Genomic DNA, 14,169 nt, shown 5'->3' with positions numbered 1-14,169 from the left:
CCGGCAAGGTGGGCGTATGCCGGAGAATTTCATTGCGGTTCTCCGCATCGGAAACGAGCGAAAAAAACACCCCTTCGAAAAGGGGTGTTCACTCCAGCAAGTACGCTGAATGCCGCAGCCATCCCTCCCGGGACGAAGGAACAGCTAACGGCGTACCGCCATCATGGAGTGAGCGATGTGCTCAGCTTGGTGAAGTCGAGGCTGCCAAATCCGGTGTCGTCGTCAAAACCGGCCTTGGCGTTGTAACCATGGCTGCTATAGCCGTTGTTGCCTGACGTCACATCGTGGATAGCCGTTTTGTTGCTCGGGAAGGTCTGATAAAAACCGGCCGTCGGCAAGCTCAGGCTGTTGCTGTGGGCCGATTCGACACGAGCCCAGCCGCCGACGAAAATCGGCGAAGCGAGGCTCGTGCCGCCAACCTGTTGATTCGGCTGGCCATTGATGACGATGTAAGCACCGGTTGCCGAAGCCGCATCGAACGCGACGTCCGGCACGACCCGTTTGGTGACCGAACTTCCCAATGCCGCGGTTTGCCAGCTCGGCGCGGCTTCGAACAGACTGACACCACCCCCGGTTGCCCAGATACGCACGGCGTTGTCGACGGGGTTGCCGCTGCTGTCGAGGTCGGCATAGGCCACACCTTCGTTCCAGACCGTTTCGCCGGCCCACGTGGTGGTATTGGTGGTCGACAAGGTCGTACCGCCTACCGCGACCACGTACGGTGAGCTGGCCGGCGACGACACGCTGTACTTCGAGAGGTTGATGGTCGTCTGGATGCTGCTTCCGTTGTAGGTGCCGATATAGCCGGGTGCCCCTTGCGGCGACGTGGACCACTGATACACGCCGGCGTCGCCTGCTGCTATGGAGAAGATCTGACCTTGAGCCACTGCCTGCTTGAAGACGGCATCGTTGGCTGCCACCGAGCCATCCGAGTTCGCCGCCGATTCATCCTCGCCTAACGAGACGTTGATGACTTTGGCCAGATCGTCGGTCACGACCTTGCTGTAGGCCGCAGTCAAGGTCGCGTCGGTCAGGCCGCTGTCGTTGCTGTCGCCGTTGACGGCGGCGTAGAAAATCAGTTGCTTGACTCCGCCCGAGGTGCCCACAATGTCCTGGCTATCGAGATCCCACTCGCTCGGATCGCCGTCGTCGGCGAGCGTACCCTGGCCTCCCGCTACCACCGCCGTGTTCACGGTGGGCAGACCGGCATTCGCGGTGAAGGTGTTCAGATCGGAAATCGTCTGGGTCATGTCACCCCAGGTAATGATGCCCACCGTGGTGTTCGTGGCGGCTGGCAATCCACTCGCGTCGTAGATCTTCGCGAAGTCGGTCGGTTGGTGCCCGACCTGTGCGGCCGCCGCGTTCGTCCTGGTTTGCTCGGGTTCAATGGCCAGATTGGCCGGCACCACACGATGATTCAACCGGTGCGGCACAACTGCGTTCTGCAAACCGAGCACCGAATCCACGGACGCACTCAAGGACGCCGGAATCGACGCCGCCGAATCGTTGGCGTAAGCCGGCTTGCCGCGATAGGTAAAGCGCTTCAGGCTCGTGTGAAAACCGTTCTGCGCATTGTTGGCGTTGCCGTCCGCCGAAACCAGCCTGTTATTCGGCGATACGGTGATGTTGGTGAAACCGTTGGCCTTCAGATGAGCGACAACCGCCTGAACCTGCGCATCGGTTGGTGCGAAGCGGGCGTTGAACTGCTGCGGCGTCAGATATTTATGGTAATTCGCGCTACCCCGCTGGTTAAGCTCGCTTAGAAACGCATCGAGCTGATCTTCGTTACGGCCTTTCAACACCACGGTGATATGCAGCGGCTGGCTTATTTCAAGCGGGCTCACCAGGCTGTTGATCGGTTCGGCCGCGGTGTTGCTGAGCGTGTAACCGCCGGACGCCACGGCGGCATTGCTGGCCTGGGATTGCACCGCCGTGCCGGCAGCTTGTGCCGAGGGCACGAGGAAAGCACCGGTCCGGGTCGATACCCAGGAATCTGCCGCCTGGGCAGATACTGGGATCAGGGTGGCGGCAATGGCCAGGGGAAGCAGCGCCTTGGCGAAGTCTCTGGAAAATACACTATTGACTTGCATAACCTTCTTCATTGTTTGAGCTCCAGGATAGTGGCAAAGAACCGACATATCGATGCATTGAAAGCATGATGCAACTCGTATAGCGCACACTGAAAACAGGCAATCCGACGCTTTAGCATGGCAATTGCCTGGTACCTCAATTCGGCATGGTTTTTCTCCTTAATGAAAATGTAATGTATGAATAAAAGCCGCCTCATTGGCCAATAGGGCAGGGGCGGGAAATTTATTCGTATCGAAGCATCCCGATAATTCTTGACTTGCGGATCATCATGAACCATTCCGGGGAAATTTTACAAAGTTAGGAATGCTATAAGCTATAAATGCATCGATACAAGATAATATGATTCCGCATAGAACCGCCAGCCGCCCTGATAAAGGTGGTTGCAATACGATCTACGGATTCGAGCGCGGTGCTATCTGCTGCGTTGCTCTATTCAACTTCTTTCAGTTGGCGAAATAACCCGGTCACCTGGCCAGCAAGCCGGATGGCTTCTACGTTCTCCGCAATTCGTCAGACTCACCAAAGCAAAAATGGATATATCTTTATTCGGAGAATAAATCTTCTCTATTCGCGACTTGCCACAAACCACCGAGGCAAAGAGGTGGGTATGGTAAATAATGCCGCCAAGATGGAAAAATTTACCGGATGCTATTTATCCGCACGACAATGCGTAGTGCATGGTTTATCGGTGAGCCTCGCTGGTAGATGCAAAGGGTAATAAAGAGATAACAAATGGGATTTGAGTGCTCAAAAGATAGGAGGAAGAAATCTTACTGTCAAACTTTTTTTGATAGGACTTGGAGTTTTTTGAAATATTCTTCGGTGTATTTTGTAATTATAAGAAAGCTTAATGTAAATATATGCGGAATCGCAGTAATCGATACAGGAAGATCGCAGGGGATTGTTAAATCCGCATCAGAACGCGAGATGCCTAGGCTTTGGGGAGGAACCCTCAGACGTCCTGCCAAAGAATTGAACTGATCTTCCACGCTCCCGCTACCTTGCAGAGCTGGATGAACTTGATTCCCTTTCCGGCATACGGGGCACCTGCGAGCGTGCCGGTCTTTTGATAGCGGGAGTGGCGAGAGGCGATATCGTGCGACACGATGGTCTTCGCCTCTATCTCCCATTCATGGAAATCACGTAACTGGCCGTCTGTCAGTAGCTTTTGCCGAGGCTCGACGAACGACTCCAGATTCCACTCGTCGACGCCGTCCGGTCCGATTCGCGCGATCGTCGCGCGAGGCGTAAACATCGTGAGCAGCGCCGAGATGGCGGGCGCTCGTCCAGCGCGGTTGTCAAACGCAGAGTAGAAGGCCGCGATCAGCTTGTCGATCTCGTCCAGCGTCTTGTCCATGTGGCTACCCTGTAGTAACGACGGCTTTCGCAACGCCGACGGCCGGTCTCAATCGATGAGGCCTAAACGTCTCGCATAATCGGTGGCTTGGGTCTTTGTGGTCACACCCAGCTTCCGCTTGGCGTTCTGCACATGAAACTGTACGGTAGCACTTGCCACACCCAGCATGGCCGATAGTTCATAGGTCGTTTTTCCCTGCGCGCTCCATTTCAAGACTTCGATTTCCCGCGGCGACAACTGATGCCGATATCGTTTCGAATTTTCGCTGTCGATCAGATTCTGCAGTTTTGACGTAACGAATTCAGCCAGCATCAGTAAATGAGGTTGCAATTCGTGTGCTTCGATCGACGTAACCGGACTCTGGCTTCTCGCCAGTGTCAATAGAGTAAATACTCCACCTCTTGCCCATGATGATTGAGCCACGCCGGCGCGTAATTCGAAATCCTGCGCTTCGGACCATAGGTCGTGCGCTTTCGAGAAAATTGCATCGCTCCAGATTATTGCGTTGCGACTGCGCGCGCCAATTCGTACCGTCGGGTCGATCGCCAGATATCCCGCATGCATGTAACGGTCCAGCCATGCGGGCGGGTAGTTGGAGATGATCTGCGCAGCGTCGTGTTTTCCCGTGATCGCCATCCCTTTTGCGCCGACGGCGACGTAATCGAATCCGAGTCGCTTTCCAAAGTGCTGCATCTGTTCGAGCAGCGACGCCTCGGTGACCACTTGACTGAAGCTGGTAGACACGTCGCGCCACCAAAGCGATAAGTCAGAATTCACATTGCGCTCCTTGAAAGGTTCGTTATACGAACTCAATTGATTCATAAAAATTCGATATCCAAAGACATCAATTCGGCATCTTTTATTGTATAAAAATGCAATACGAATAAATTCATCGCCTATTGAATTGAGTGACGCGTGCCGGTAATTGGGTTATCGCACAGAACGCGAATCTATCATGCAAATAGTGCGTATAGAGTGCATGGATAGCGACGTCAGAAATATGACAACCGATCTAGCCGATTTCGCATTCGCGTTCACGCTGTGTCGCATTCGTGCGGCATATGGCTCGCGCTGCTAGTCCGGCGCCTGCTCGGGAGCCCCTATCAACACTGATAGTGCTGGCGTCGTCTCAGCATGGGCATGTCGACACTTAGGTGCGACCATTCAATGGTTTATAGGCATTGAACTAGCGTGCCGCGCGAATCAGGCGCTGTATCGACGCAGCCGCAGAGGCAACGCGACACCACCGATTGTCGAACAGGAGCACGGTGCGTGTCTGCGAATGTGGAGCACGCCGCGCTGCACATCCATCCGGAAGCCGAAGCCGTGCATTTCAAGGCCACATGAAGCCATCGCTGCCGGCCGATGGCGTCTTTCACAACATCGCTTTGAGTATCAAAAGGATACGTGCCAAATGAAGGCGACGATCAGTTGGTGGAATCTGGAAAAGTCCGAACAGACTGTCGATTCGCTGCGAGGCTCTCTAAACGCGGAAGGCGTGAGTCCATGGGAGGCCGTATCCGGTATGCATTCCAAGGCATGGATCTCGGACCGCGCGAGCAATCTGTGGGGGGCAGTGGTGATCTGGGACTCACCTGAAGCGATGAGTCAGCCGTTGCCGCCCAATCGGGCCACCGAGCTAATCGGTTATCCACCGAGTGTACGCGTGACATTCGATGTGGAGGCACTCATCGAAGAGCACATTACGCGGCACTGGCTGGTTGACGAAGCGTTCAAGGATGTTCGTTGATGAGCCACTACGGTATTGCATCGCCTCCTGAAATGGTTGCGTATTCCCACTTCCAGCAAAGCCGCCTTTGTTGCCCCGAATGATGAAAGAGACTATCAACCTGAGGACACTCCGTTTATGGATCGATACGACGATTCCCTCGAAGATCAGCTAGACACGTCGATTTTCAACGACGCTCCGGCCGATCCCATTGCACTTCTCCAGGTATGGGTCGAGCGGGCCCGCAAACTTCAGGTGCGAGAACCGGGTGCCATGGCGTTGGCCACCACCGGGCCCGATGCCCATGCGTCGAACCGCATTGTCCAGGTGCTCGACATCACGCGTGATTCCCTCGTTTTCGCAACTCACGCACACAGCCAGAAGGGTCGCGAAATCGCTGCGTTGGGCTGGGCCTCGGGTGTGTTCTACTGGCGCGAGATCCAGCAGCAGGTGACCCTGTCCGGCCCGATTGCACCCATCCTGGACGAAGAGTCTGATGCTCTATGGGTGAGGCGCTCGCCTGAGACTTATCCGATGTCCAGCGTTTCGCGCCAGAGCGAGACGCTGGAGGATGAGCAGGCGCTGCGTCTCGAGGCGCAGCACCTGGCGAGTTTGAGGACCCCGCTGCCGAGGCCCGCGAACTGGATCGGTTATGCACTCCGTCCCTCGATCGTCGAATTTTGGCAGGCCGCGCGCGACAGGCTGCATGGCCGCCTGCGTTACGACGCGACGCCATCCGGCTGGAGCACTCGCAGGCTTCAACCTTAGTGAACGCTGCGCGAATAACGGTAACCCTACAGGTTGCCGGGGAATTCGGCGTCCGAACGATTGAAGCTAACCCTGCCGCGGTCCTGATCGACGCTGCTGGGTTCGCCGCCTCCCCGCCTCCGATAGGCAGCGCATTGCGGAGAAGCCGCACCTGTCCGTCAAGCCACACGACACCTCGCTCAAACGAAGTGCATTCACCGTAGCGCCTATCATGCCAACGCTCAATCTTGTGTTGCTGTACGTCCGGGATCCGGCCAGAAGCAGCCGCTTCTACGAGAAGCTGTTCAAGAAAGCACCGGTTGCATCCTTTCCTGACTATGTCGCTTTTGAGCTCGATAACGGTATGACCTTGGGACTCTGGTCCACCGCGGCGCCTGGTTTTGTCTCGACGGGGATCGGGAATCTTTCCGAAATTGCCTTTATGGTCAAGGATGACGCGGAAGTCGACAGGACTTACGAGGCGTGGTGCGCGGACGGAGTGACGATCGAACAGCCGCCGGCGTTCGCCGTCTTTGGCCTGACCTTTGTGGCGCTCGATCCTGACGAACATCGAATCAGGGTCTGTACTCCTGATAATTGAGCAGAGCAGGCTCAATTTTCACCATGCACCGCTACCGCCGTAACGCTCCCCATGCGGTAATAGCGGCGCCCTAGCGAAAGTGCGGGGTCTCCTGGTGAAAACCCATACCTGAGCACTAGCGGCGAGTCACTCAACGCGTCGACAATGAACTGTCGCCGGGATAGCCCGAGCGTCGTCAATCTACGTCTTACACATGAAAACCGGTCCCGGCGCCACGATGGCAGGGTCATCGTGACGCCCCGGAACGCCTGCGGCGAAATCTTCATTTTTTAAATTCATATAGTTTTTCACGCAGCTATACAGATTAAGCCGCTATTTATGATGTTTTTCGATACTGGGAGTAGTTCAAATGTTATCAACGGCGAGCGATCGGCGGTGGGTGAAAAGTATCAGGATTGACCAGCCAGCGGAGTTGAAGCAGCTATACAGCAGCGACGAAGCGGGCGAACAGTGTGTGTCCCATGCGCGCAAAGACGTGGCGGATATCTTGCATGGCAAAAACGACAGGCTGCTCGTCGTCGTTGGGCCTTGCTCGATCCACGACCCGTATAGCGCACGCGAATACGCAAAACGCCTCGTAGAACGCCGGCATCAGTTCCGTGGCGATCTCGAGATCGTAATGCGGGTCTACTTCGAGAAGCCGAGAACCACGGTGGGATGGAAGGGCTTGATCAACGATCCATTTCTTGACGGAAGTTGCGAGATCGGCCATGGACTGCGGCTCGCGCGCCAGTTGTTGCTCGATATCACGGCGATTGGCTTGCCGGTCGCCTGCGAGTTTCTTGATCTCGCGACGCCGCACTATCTGGCCGATCTCGTGAGCTGGGGCGCCGTCGGCGCGCGCACGACGGAATCGCAGATCCATCGCGAACTGGCGTCGGGACTGCCTTGTCCGATTGGCTTCAAGAACGGCACCCAAGGCAATGTGCAGGTCGCGATCGATGCGATCCGCGCGGCAAGCCGCGCGCATGTATTTCTCGCGGCCGACACGGGCGGCGAGTTCGTCAGGGCGCAAACGGCGGGCAATCCAGACTGTCACATCATCCTGCGCGGCGGGAAGCAACCGAATTACGACGCGCAAAGCATCGAGGAAGCGTGTCGATCTCTCGGATCATGCGGATTGCCGCCATACCTGGTAATCGACGCGAGTCACGGCAATAGCGGGAAGAACCACGAGAATCAGCTACCCGTGTGCGAGTCGATCGCAGCCCAGGTGGCGGATGGCGACGAGTGTATCGCGGGCGTCATGATCGAGTCGAATCTGGTCGCTGGCAAACAGAATGTCGCAACGGATACTCCGCTCGTGTATGGGCAGAGCATCACGGACGGCTGCATCGGTTGGGGAGACACGGTTGAATGTCTCGACACGTTGGCATCCGCTGTGCGGGCCCGTCGGCGTGCAAGGAACCTTGCAGCTAGGGCGCAATACGATCAGATTTCGGTGTAACTTAGGCGTTCGCTTCGGGCATGGCGACGCTCCCAGAGAACGCGGGAGCTCGCCAGTTGCCCTGGCAGAAGGGCGAGACTACCTGCTGCTTTCGAAGAGAAAACCTTTGAAGCTGTCTTTCGACAATTCAGACCATGCGTGACGGTAACTGTTGAGACCACCGAAATAGAACAAGGTCTGACTCTTTGCATCGGGGACGTTAGCCCCGAAGATCCAGGACTTGACCTTGGGCAACAGCGTGTACGCCGCAAACGTATTGCAGATCGTGGTCCATTCCTGTTCTGCAGCGGGCGTCACACGAACCGCCGCGGCGGAGGCGTTCTCGGCTTTCCTGATCAACTGTGCAATCCAGTCGAGCTGTGCTTCGATTCCGGGCGGGATGTTGCAAAAGACGCTCTTGGGTCCAGGAACCATGAAGAAGTTCGGGAAATTCGCCGTGGCGACGCCCATGTAGCTCGTCGCTTCATCCTTCCAGTGCTGCTGCAATTCCAGGCCGTTCAGACCGCGAATTTCGATATCCCTGAAGCTTCCGATGATCGTGTCGAAGCCGGTCGCGTGGGCCAGGATGTCGAGTTCATGCTCCTTGCCGTCGTCCGTTCGCAAGCCGGTTTCCGTAAACTCGACGATGCGGGTGTCCTTCAGCGAAATCAGCGAGACGTTGGGCTGGTTGTAGATCTGATAGTAGTTGTTGATGGAGATCGGGCGCTTGGCATAGAGTTCGTCCGGAATGAGCTTGCGCGCCGTTTCGGGGTCTTTGACGATCTCCCGGATCTTTCCTTCGATAAAGTTCGTCGCCTCGCGGTTCGCCTCTTCATTGCTTGCAATGTCGGAGAAGGTGCCGAACATGAAGCGGAATCCGGTGCCGACTTGCCAGTTTTCCTCGAAGACCCTTTCCCGCTCTTCGGGCGATACGCTCAGCGCCGAAACCTGACTCTCGGGAAAACCGCAGGCAATCCTCGTGTCCCTGATGTTCTCCCATACCTCGTCGAACTTTTCCCGGTAGTCGGCGATTTCCTGCTCGTCGATCAGATCGTCGCCGGCCGGCACGCAATACTGAGCGGAGCGCTGAAATACGGTCACGTGCTGCGCCGATTTCGCCGCGGCGGAAATGAGCTGGACGCCGGTCGACCCGGTGCCGACGACCCCGATCTTCTTTTGCTCGACGCTCAGGTTTTCCGGCCAGTTTCCCGTGTGGACGATGGTTCCGCGAAATTTCTCGCGGCCGGGAATATCCGGCGTGTTCAGCTTGGAAAGAACGCCGATAGCGCTAATCAGATACTTGCAGGTGTAGGTGTCGCCATCGGCAGTGGTGACCGTCCACTCCTGCGAGCGCTCGTCGTAGATTGCGGATTTGACGGACGTGTTTAACGAGATGTGTTCGTCCAGTTCATAGTGCCGGGTGACCGCGCGAAGATAGTTCAACACTTCGGGTTGGTTGGCGAAGCGGCTGCGCCAGTTCCAGGCGTCGTAGATTTCCTTGTCGAACGAGTACCGGTAGACGCGCGTCTCCGTGTCCGTACGGGCGCCCGGGTAGCGATTCCAGAACCATGTCCCGCCGATGCCGCTGCCTTTCTCGAAGCACCGAACGCTCAGTCCGAGTTGAACGTGGAGCTTGTATAACGCATAGATTCCGGCGAAGCCTGCACCGATCACTACGGCGTCAAGACGATGTTGGGGTTTGCTCAAGTCTGTCTCCATGGGAGGATTGAAGAAAGATTTATCGGCCTTCAACGTTTTGCCTGTAGCGGCTCACCAGGTCTTTTACAGCGGCCGCTTTTGCTTCGTTGCTCGAGCCGGATACGGAAGCGGCTCGCTCGGCGCGGTCTCTATGTCTGTTCTCGATCACGACTTTGCTGGTGGCGGGGCGTCGGGCGCTTTCGTAGTTCGCAAAGGCGGTGGCAACATCTTTCTGATGGGCAATTTCGAAGGCGAGCGTGGAGGCATCCAGGATCGTCTGGGAGGCGCCATTCGCACCAACCGGATACATAAGATGGGCGGCATCGCCGAGCAGCGTCACCCGGTTGCTTCCCCATCGTTCCAGCGGGTCGCGATCCACCATCGGATATTGCAGAATGGTCCGGCTTCGGCTCAGCAGGTCTTCAATGTCGAGCGCTTCGAGGTGCCAGTGAGAAAAATACGGGAGGATATCTTCCAGTTTTCCGAGTTCGGTCCAGTCGGGACGATTGAGGTGCTCGCGCGCGTGCGTGGATACCATGCAAACCCAATTGACGAGATCGGTGCCGCGCCTGGCATGCTCGCCGGAAATCGGGTATGCGATCAGCCGTGTCGTGTAGACGTCGTTGGCGACGATCATCGTCCGGCCGTCCAGAAAGCGGTCGAATTCGGTCACGCCGCGCCACATCGTGACCGGTGTGGGAATTACCTTGTTGCCGTCACCCTGGAGCTGAGCCCGAACGGCGGAATGGATACCGTCGGCCCCGATCAGCGCCTTGGCGCGAAACTGCACTTCCTTGCCGGTCGATTGATCGATAGCGATGGCGCACACCGAGTCGCCACTGTCTTCGACGAAAGAAAGTAGCCGGATGCCCGTGCGGACCGCGTTTCGCCCAAGCCTGCCCTTGACGGCTCGCAGCAGGAACATTTCGAGGGCGCCCCGGTGAATCGATATTTGCGGATACGGGCTGCCGGCCGGCAGGCCACGGGGTTCGCTCCACAGGAGCGTGCCGTTCTCATCCAGATGAGCGACTCGCTCCGTCTTGATGCCGGAGCGTTCCAGCGCCCGGTTCAGGCCAAGCGCGTAGAGCTCGGCGACGGCCGCGGGTTGAATGTTGATGCCTACACCTAACGGGCGGATCGGATTGGCAGCCTCGATGACCAGCAGGTCGTGAACGCCTTGGGCATGCAGCGCTAGCGCTGTAGAAAGCCCACCGATGCCTCCTCCCACTATCAAAACGTCGGTATCAATGGTAGTTGTCATGATTTGGCGTTAGCGCGCTTCATGGTAGATCGGTCGAACGCAATAACGCCCCCGCCATCGAACGGGGGCGCGGCTTGCCGAATTTATGCAGGATGCCGTAGTTAAAAATGCATCAGGCGTGCACGGAAACCACCGAGTACAGGTTAGGCACGGCCTTTGCGATCGCCGCGGTCTTCTTCGCGTATTCCTGAGCCGCCGGGTCTTCGCGAACGGCCGCCACGTTTGCGGGGCTTTCCCATTGCGCGATGTTGATGACGCTCGTGCCGTCCTTGCTGGCGAGGATGCTTGCCGAAATAAAGCCGTCCTTATGGCGGATCACCTTCTCGACGCCCTCGTTGAGTACCTCGATCAATTTGGCCTGGTTGTCCGGGGTCACTTCGATGATGTTGACGAACGTGACACCCTTGCCTGCGCTAATGACCGCTTCGTTCTTTGCCATGGTTGGCTCCTGACGGAAGTCGTGTGGACCCGGTCGGGCTGTATGCAACCTGCCTGCCGGGCAGGCGCGTCGCATACTACCGGTGTGAGTCGCACTGGTTACGGGATATAAAACGGGTAAGAGGATTGCGTGCCTGCAAGCTAATGGAGCGATTCGCTTCACGTTGGGGACACGCATGCCTCTTGGTCCAAAGATAGCCCGCCGTCGGGCGAAACGCCTCAGTACTTTCTACCCATCTTGTGATGGCACGCCGGGTGCGGAGCGTACTTTTATCCGCAATGCAAAACGCAGGCATGCGAAATACATAATGCGTTTTGCTGACGCGATGCGCATTGCGTTGCAAAGCCATCAGGACCGTACCGAACCGCTCTGGAGTCAGGGCGCGATTGATAATTTCTGGTGTTTAGCGTGTATGCTAGGCAAGACATGACTTCAAGTCATTTTCGTATCGATCCGGACCCAGTGTTCTGTTTACCGTTTAAGGAGAGGGGCGCGATGAGTAACCTGATCGGCTCGGCATTCTCGAGTTTGATGGATCAGATGCCGGGCGTTTGTGCATGCAAGGATGCCGGGTCGGTGTTTTTATACGGAAACTCGGAATTCAAGAAGTCCATGGGGCTGGACGAGGACGTTTCGCTACGCGGACTGCGTCATCTGGATCTTCCTGCCGGTTTCGGGTCGTACGACGATTCGTATGTCGAGCAGGACAGGTTTGTGATGGAAACCGGCGAAATGATTAAAAGCATCAACGTCTACCACGCTGCCGATCAAAAGGTAAAAGCCTACCTCGTGGTGAAGAAGCCGTTCTTCGACATCGAAACGCATATTCGCGGTGTGCTGATGCACGGCACGGACATCACGAATATCAACGGCGATATTCTGCGACTCAAGGCAGATGAGTGCGAGCGGCGTCAGAGTCCGTCCAGGTCCATGCCGCGCGGAACGTTCGTGATTAAAGGCAGCGACAAGGAGCTGGATCTGACGCGGCGCGAAACCGAAGTGTTGTTCTACTTGCTGCGCGGCGGGGTGGCTCGGCGCATCGCAAACCTGCTGTCGATCTCGGTGCGAACCGTTGAGCATCACATTGATGCCCTGAAAGACAAATTCATGGTGGACTCGAAGCCCGAGCTGATCGAAAAGGCTATTCAGATGGGCTACTTCTACATCACGCCGGCGGCGCTTTTCGGGCCGGATTGAACGACCGCACCTATAAGAACTGATAGTCGCCAACGCGCTACGCTCAGGTATCGTAATGCAGGTCTAAACCGCATCCTAAAGATCATGCCGACCGTCATTTCAGGTAGCCGCCTAACCCTTCCTCTTCATCTGATCGACGCCCTTGGCCGTTATCGGCATCAGGTATTCGTCAAGCGTCTCGGATGGCAATTGCCGATGGTCGCGCCGCACGACGACACCGAATGGGACGAGTTCGACGGCGCCGATACGCTTTACGTCATGCTGCTCGACGACAAGAGAACGATTCGCGGCTGTGCCCGCCTGCTGCCGACCACCGAGCCGTATCTGTTGCCAAAGCTGCTGCCGGACTCAACCGATACGCGCGCCGTCGCCGATCCGTCCGTTTGGGAGCTGTCCCGTGTGGCGGTGTCGGATGAGCGCGAATCGGCGTCCGTGGATAAAGAGGCGGGCGACTGGATGACGATGCTGCTGCGCGCGGTGATCGCGGAGGCGGCGGACCGGCGGGTGCGACGACTGATTGGGCTCGCGGTGCCGGGCATGATGCGCCTCTATAGCCGCAAAGGTATCCGGCTGGTGGCGGAAGGTCCGGGCCTCACCCTCAAAGGAGAGGCGCTGCGGGTGTTTTCGCTCGATGTCCGCGAATCCTCGGTGCCGGTGCCGAGCCGGCATGCGGGGCTGACCGAGCGCCTTGCTGCATGTCGGGCCGGAGCCGATGCGCACCGGCCCGATTTGCGTTAGCACCAGGCGCCAATCGACGCGTCGGTGCCGATGAGCCCGGTAGAGAGCAGCCCCAGCAACGCCGCCTTCGCGACCGCGTGAATCTTGTTCGATGCGCGCAGTTTTTTCACCGCGTTGGTCACGTGGTAGTTGATCGTGCTCTCGGCGACCCCGAGGATCGAACCGATCTCCGCAGCGGTCTTGCCTTCCGCGCTCCACAGCAGAACTTCCCGCTCGCGCTCGCTCAAGCCGTTGCAGACCTCGGGCAGCGTGCTGGGCAGGAGGGCACGCGCCATGGCCGCGTGGCCGAAGCGGGTGAGCCATTCGAGGCGCGATTCGTTCGCGTCCAGTTCTGCGCGTCCAATGGGCGTGTGACTGCGTGCAAAGGTGAACATGCCGATGGCGCCGGACGGGTCGCGTGCCGACTGTGCCCAGCCGTGCGTCAGACCATGCGACCACGCGGCCTGCCAGAACTCGCTGCCGTTCGCCGCGGGTGTTGGCCAGAGGAATGGCAGCGTTGAGCCGAGGCCGCGCGAGACCGTCGGGTCAGCGCGCAGATAGCCGTTTTCACGGTAGATCTGCTGCCATTGCAGCGGGTAGTTGTTCTTCAGGTAGACCGGCAGCCGGGATAGCGGGATCGGCATGCGCATGCCGAACGCACAATATTCGAAGCCAAGGGTGAGAGCACTCCTTGCGACAACCGAAAACACTTCTGCATTGTCGCGGGCCTGTTCGATCCGGCCCATGACGTCTTCGCGCCAGTTATCCATTTTTTCCTCGAGTCAGCAAGCAATGAGATTGGTATTGGCGCGCAAACAGGGCGCCGCGCGGCGCATCATATCGGAATGGCGGTCGGTGGTAGCCGCATCGTCGGATATGCGATGTGGATATCCGGATGAGGCCGCG

Annotated in this window: 13 protein-coding genes; 6 read left to right on the top strand and 7 right to left on the bottom strand. The window is 57.5% G+C overall.

Annotated features, from left to right (window positions below):
* Window positions 1-161: 161 nt before the first annotated feature.
* The 3 genes from AC1ECK_RS15150 to AC1ECK_RS15140 all read right to left on the bottom strand — a co-directional run bounded on the left by AC1ECK_RS15150 (window position 162) and on the right by AC1ECK_RS15140 (window position 4,270).
* Window positions 162-2,102 carry a S53 family peptidase gene (locus AC1ECK_RS15150; RefSeq protein ID WP_480320438.1) on the bottom strand — a complete coding sequence of 647 codons (1,941 nt, stop codon included), beginning with the start codon at window positions 2,100-2,102 and terminating at the stop codon, window positions 162-164.
* Between the two features lie 941 nt (window positions 2,103-3,043).
* Window positions 3,044-3,448 (bottom strand): hypothetical protein, encoded by a 405-nt coding sequence (locus AC1ECK_RS15145; protein ID WP_480320436.1) that lies wholly within the window; start codon window positions 3,446-3,448, stop codon window positions 3,044-3,046.
* Between the two features lie 48 nt (window positions 3,449-3,496).
* Window positions 3,497-4,270 (bottom strand): autoinducer binding domain-containing protein, encoded by a 774-nt coding sequence (locus AC1ECK_RS15140; protein ID WP_480320434.1) that lies wholly within the window; start codon window positions 4,268-4,270, stop codon window positions 3,497-3,499.
* A gap of 592 nt (window positions 4,271-4,862) precedes the next feature.
* Between AC1ECK_RS15140 and AC1ECK_RS15135 the strand changes: the two genes are divergently transcribed.
* The 4 genes from AC1ECK_RS15135 (at window position 4,863) to AC1ECK_RS15120 (ending at window position 7,972) form a co-directional block, all read left to right on the top strand.
* Entirely contained in the window at window positions 4,863-5,198 is a 336-nt protein-coding gene (locus tag AC1ECK_RS15135) for a hypothetical protein (protein ID WP_480320432.1), read from the top strand.
* A 117-nt stretch (window positions 5,199-5,315) separates the two neighbouring features.
* Window positions 5,316-5,945, top strand: a complete 630-nt coding sequence (locus AC1ECK_RS15130) for a pyridoxal 5'-phosphate synthase (protein WP_480320430.1) — start codon at window positions 5,316-5,318, stop codon at window positions 5,943-5,945.
* Window positions 5,946-6,156: 211 nt separating this feature from the next.
* The gene (locus tag AC1ECK_RS15125) at window positions 6,157-6,525 is read left to right on the top strand and encodes a VOC family protein (protein ID WP_480320428.1); all 369 of its coding nucleotides are present in this window, start codon (window positions 6,157-6,159) and stop codon (window positions 6,523-6,525) included.
* Between the two features lie 349 nt (window positions 6,526-6,874).
* Complete coding sequence (locus AC1ECK_RS15120; RefSeq protein WP_480320426.1) at window positions 6,875-7,972, top strand: 3-deoxy-7-phosphoheptulonate synthase; 1,098 nt, start codon at window positions 6,875-6,877, stop codon at window positions 7,970-7,972.
* A gap of 78 nt (window positions 7,973-8,050) precedes the next feature.
* Here AC1ECK_RS15120 and AC1ECK_RS15115 read toward each other — a convergent pair whose 3' ends face one another.
* The 3 genes from AC1ECK_RS15115 to AC1ECK_RS15105 form a co-directional block, all read right to left on the bottom strand.
* Window positions 8,051-9,703, bottom strand: a complete 1,653-nt coding sequence (locus tag AC1ECK_RS15115) for a flavin-containing monooxygenase (RefSeq protein ID WP_480320424.1) — start codon at window positions 9,701-9,703, stop codon at window positions 8,051-8,053.
* On the bottom strand, window positions 9,690-10,910 hold the full coding sequence (locus tag AC1ECK_RS15110) for an FAD-dependent monooxygenase (protein WP_480320422.1): 1,221 nt from the start codon (window positions 10,908-10,910) through the stop codon (window positions 9,690-9,692). The genes AC1ECK_RS15115 and AC1ECK_RS15110 overlap by 14 nt, the downstream gene beginning before the upstream one ends.
* A gap of 112 nt (window positions 10,911-11,022) precedes the next feature.
* Window positions 11,023-11,349 (bottom strand): antibiotic biosynthesis monooxygenase, encoded by a 327-nt coding sequence (locus AC1ECK_RS15105; RefSeq protein ID WP_480320420.1) that lies wholly within the window; start codon window positions 11,347-11,349, stop codon window positions 11,023-11,025.
* 495 nt (window positions 11,350-11,844) lie between these two features.
* On the opposite strand from AC1ECK_RS15105, the gene AC1ECK_RS15100 reads away from it, so the two are divergent.
* Window positions 11,845-12,546, top strand: a complete 702-nt coding sequence (locus AC1ECK_RS15100) for a PAS domain-containing protein (RefSeq protein ID WP_480320418.1) — start codon at window positions 11,845-11,847, stop codon at window positions 12,544-12,546.
* 84 nt (window positions 12,547-12,630) lie between these two features.
* Entirely contained in the window at window positions 12,631-13,284 is a 654-nt protein-coding gene (locus AC1ECK_RS15095) for an acyl-homoserine-lactone synthase (protein WP_480320417.1), read from the top strand.
* On the opposite strand, the gene AC1ECK_RS15090 is transcribed toward AC1ECK_RS15095, so the two are convergent.
* The gene (locus AC1ECK_RS15090; protein WP_480320415.1) at window positions 13,281-14,033 is read right to left on the bottom strand and encodes an autoinducer binding domain-containing protein; all 753 of its coding nucleotides are present in this window, start codon (window positions 14,031-14,033) and stop codon (window positions 13,281-13,283) included. The two genes, AC1ECK_RS15095 and AC1ECK_RS15090, sit on opposite strands and share 4 nt — an antisense overlap.
* Window positions 14,034-14,169: the final 136 nt, after the last annotated feature.

Source organism: Paraburkholderia sp. SSBN10T (genome assembly GCF_056619545.1).
Note: the sequence above shows the minus strand (reverse complement) of the source record. Positions and strands in the feature narration are given on the sequence as shown.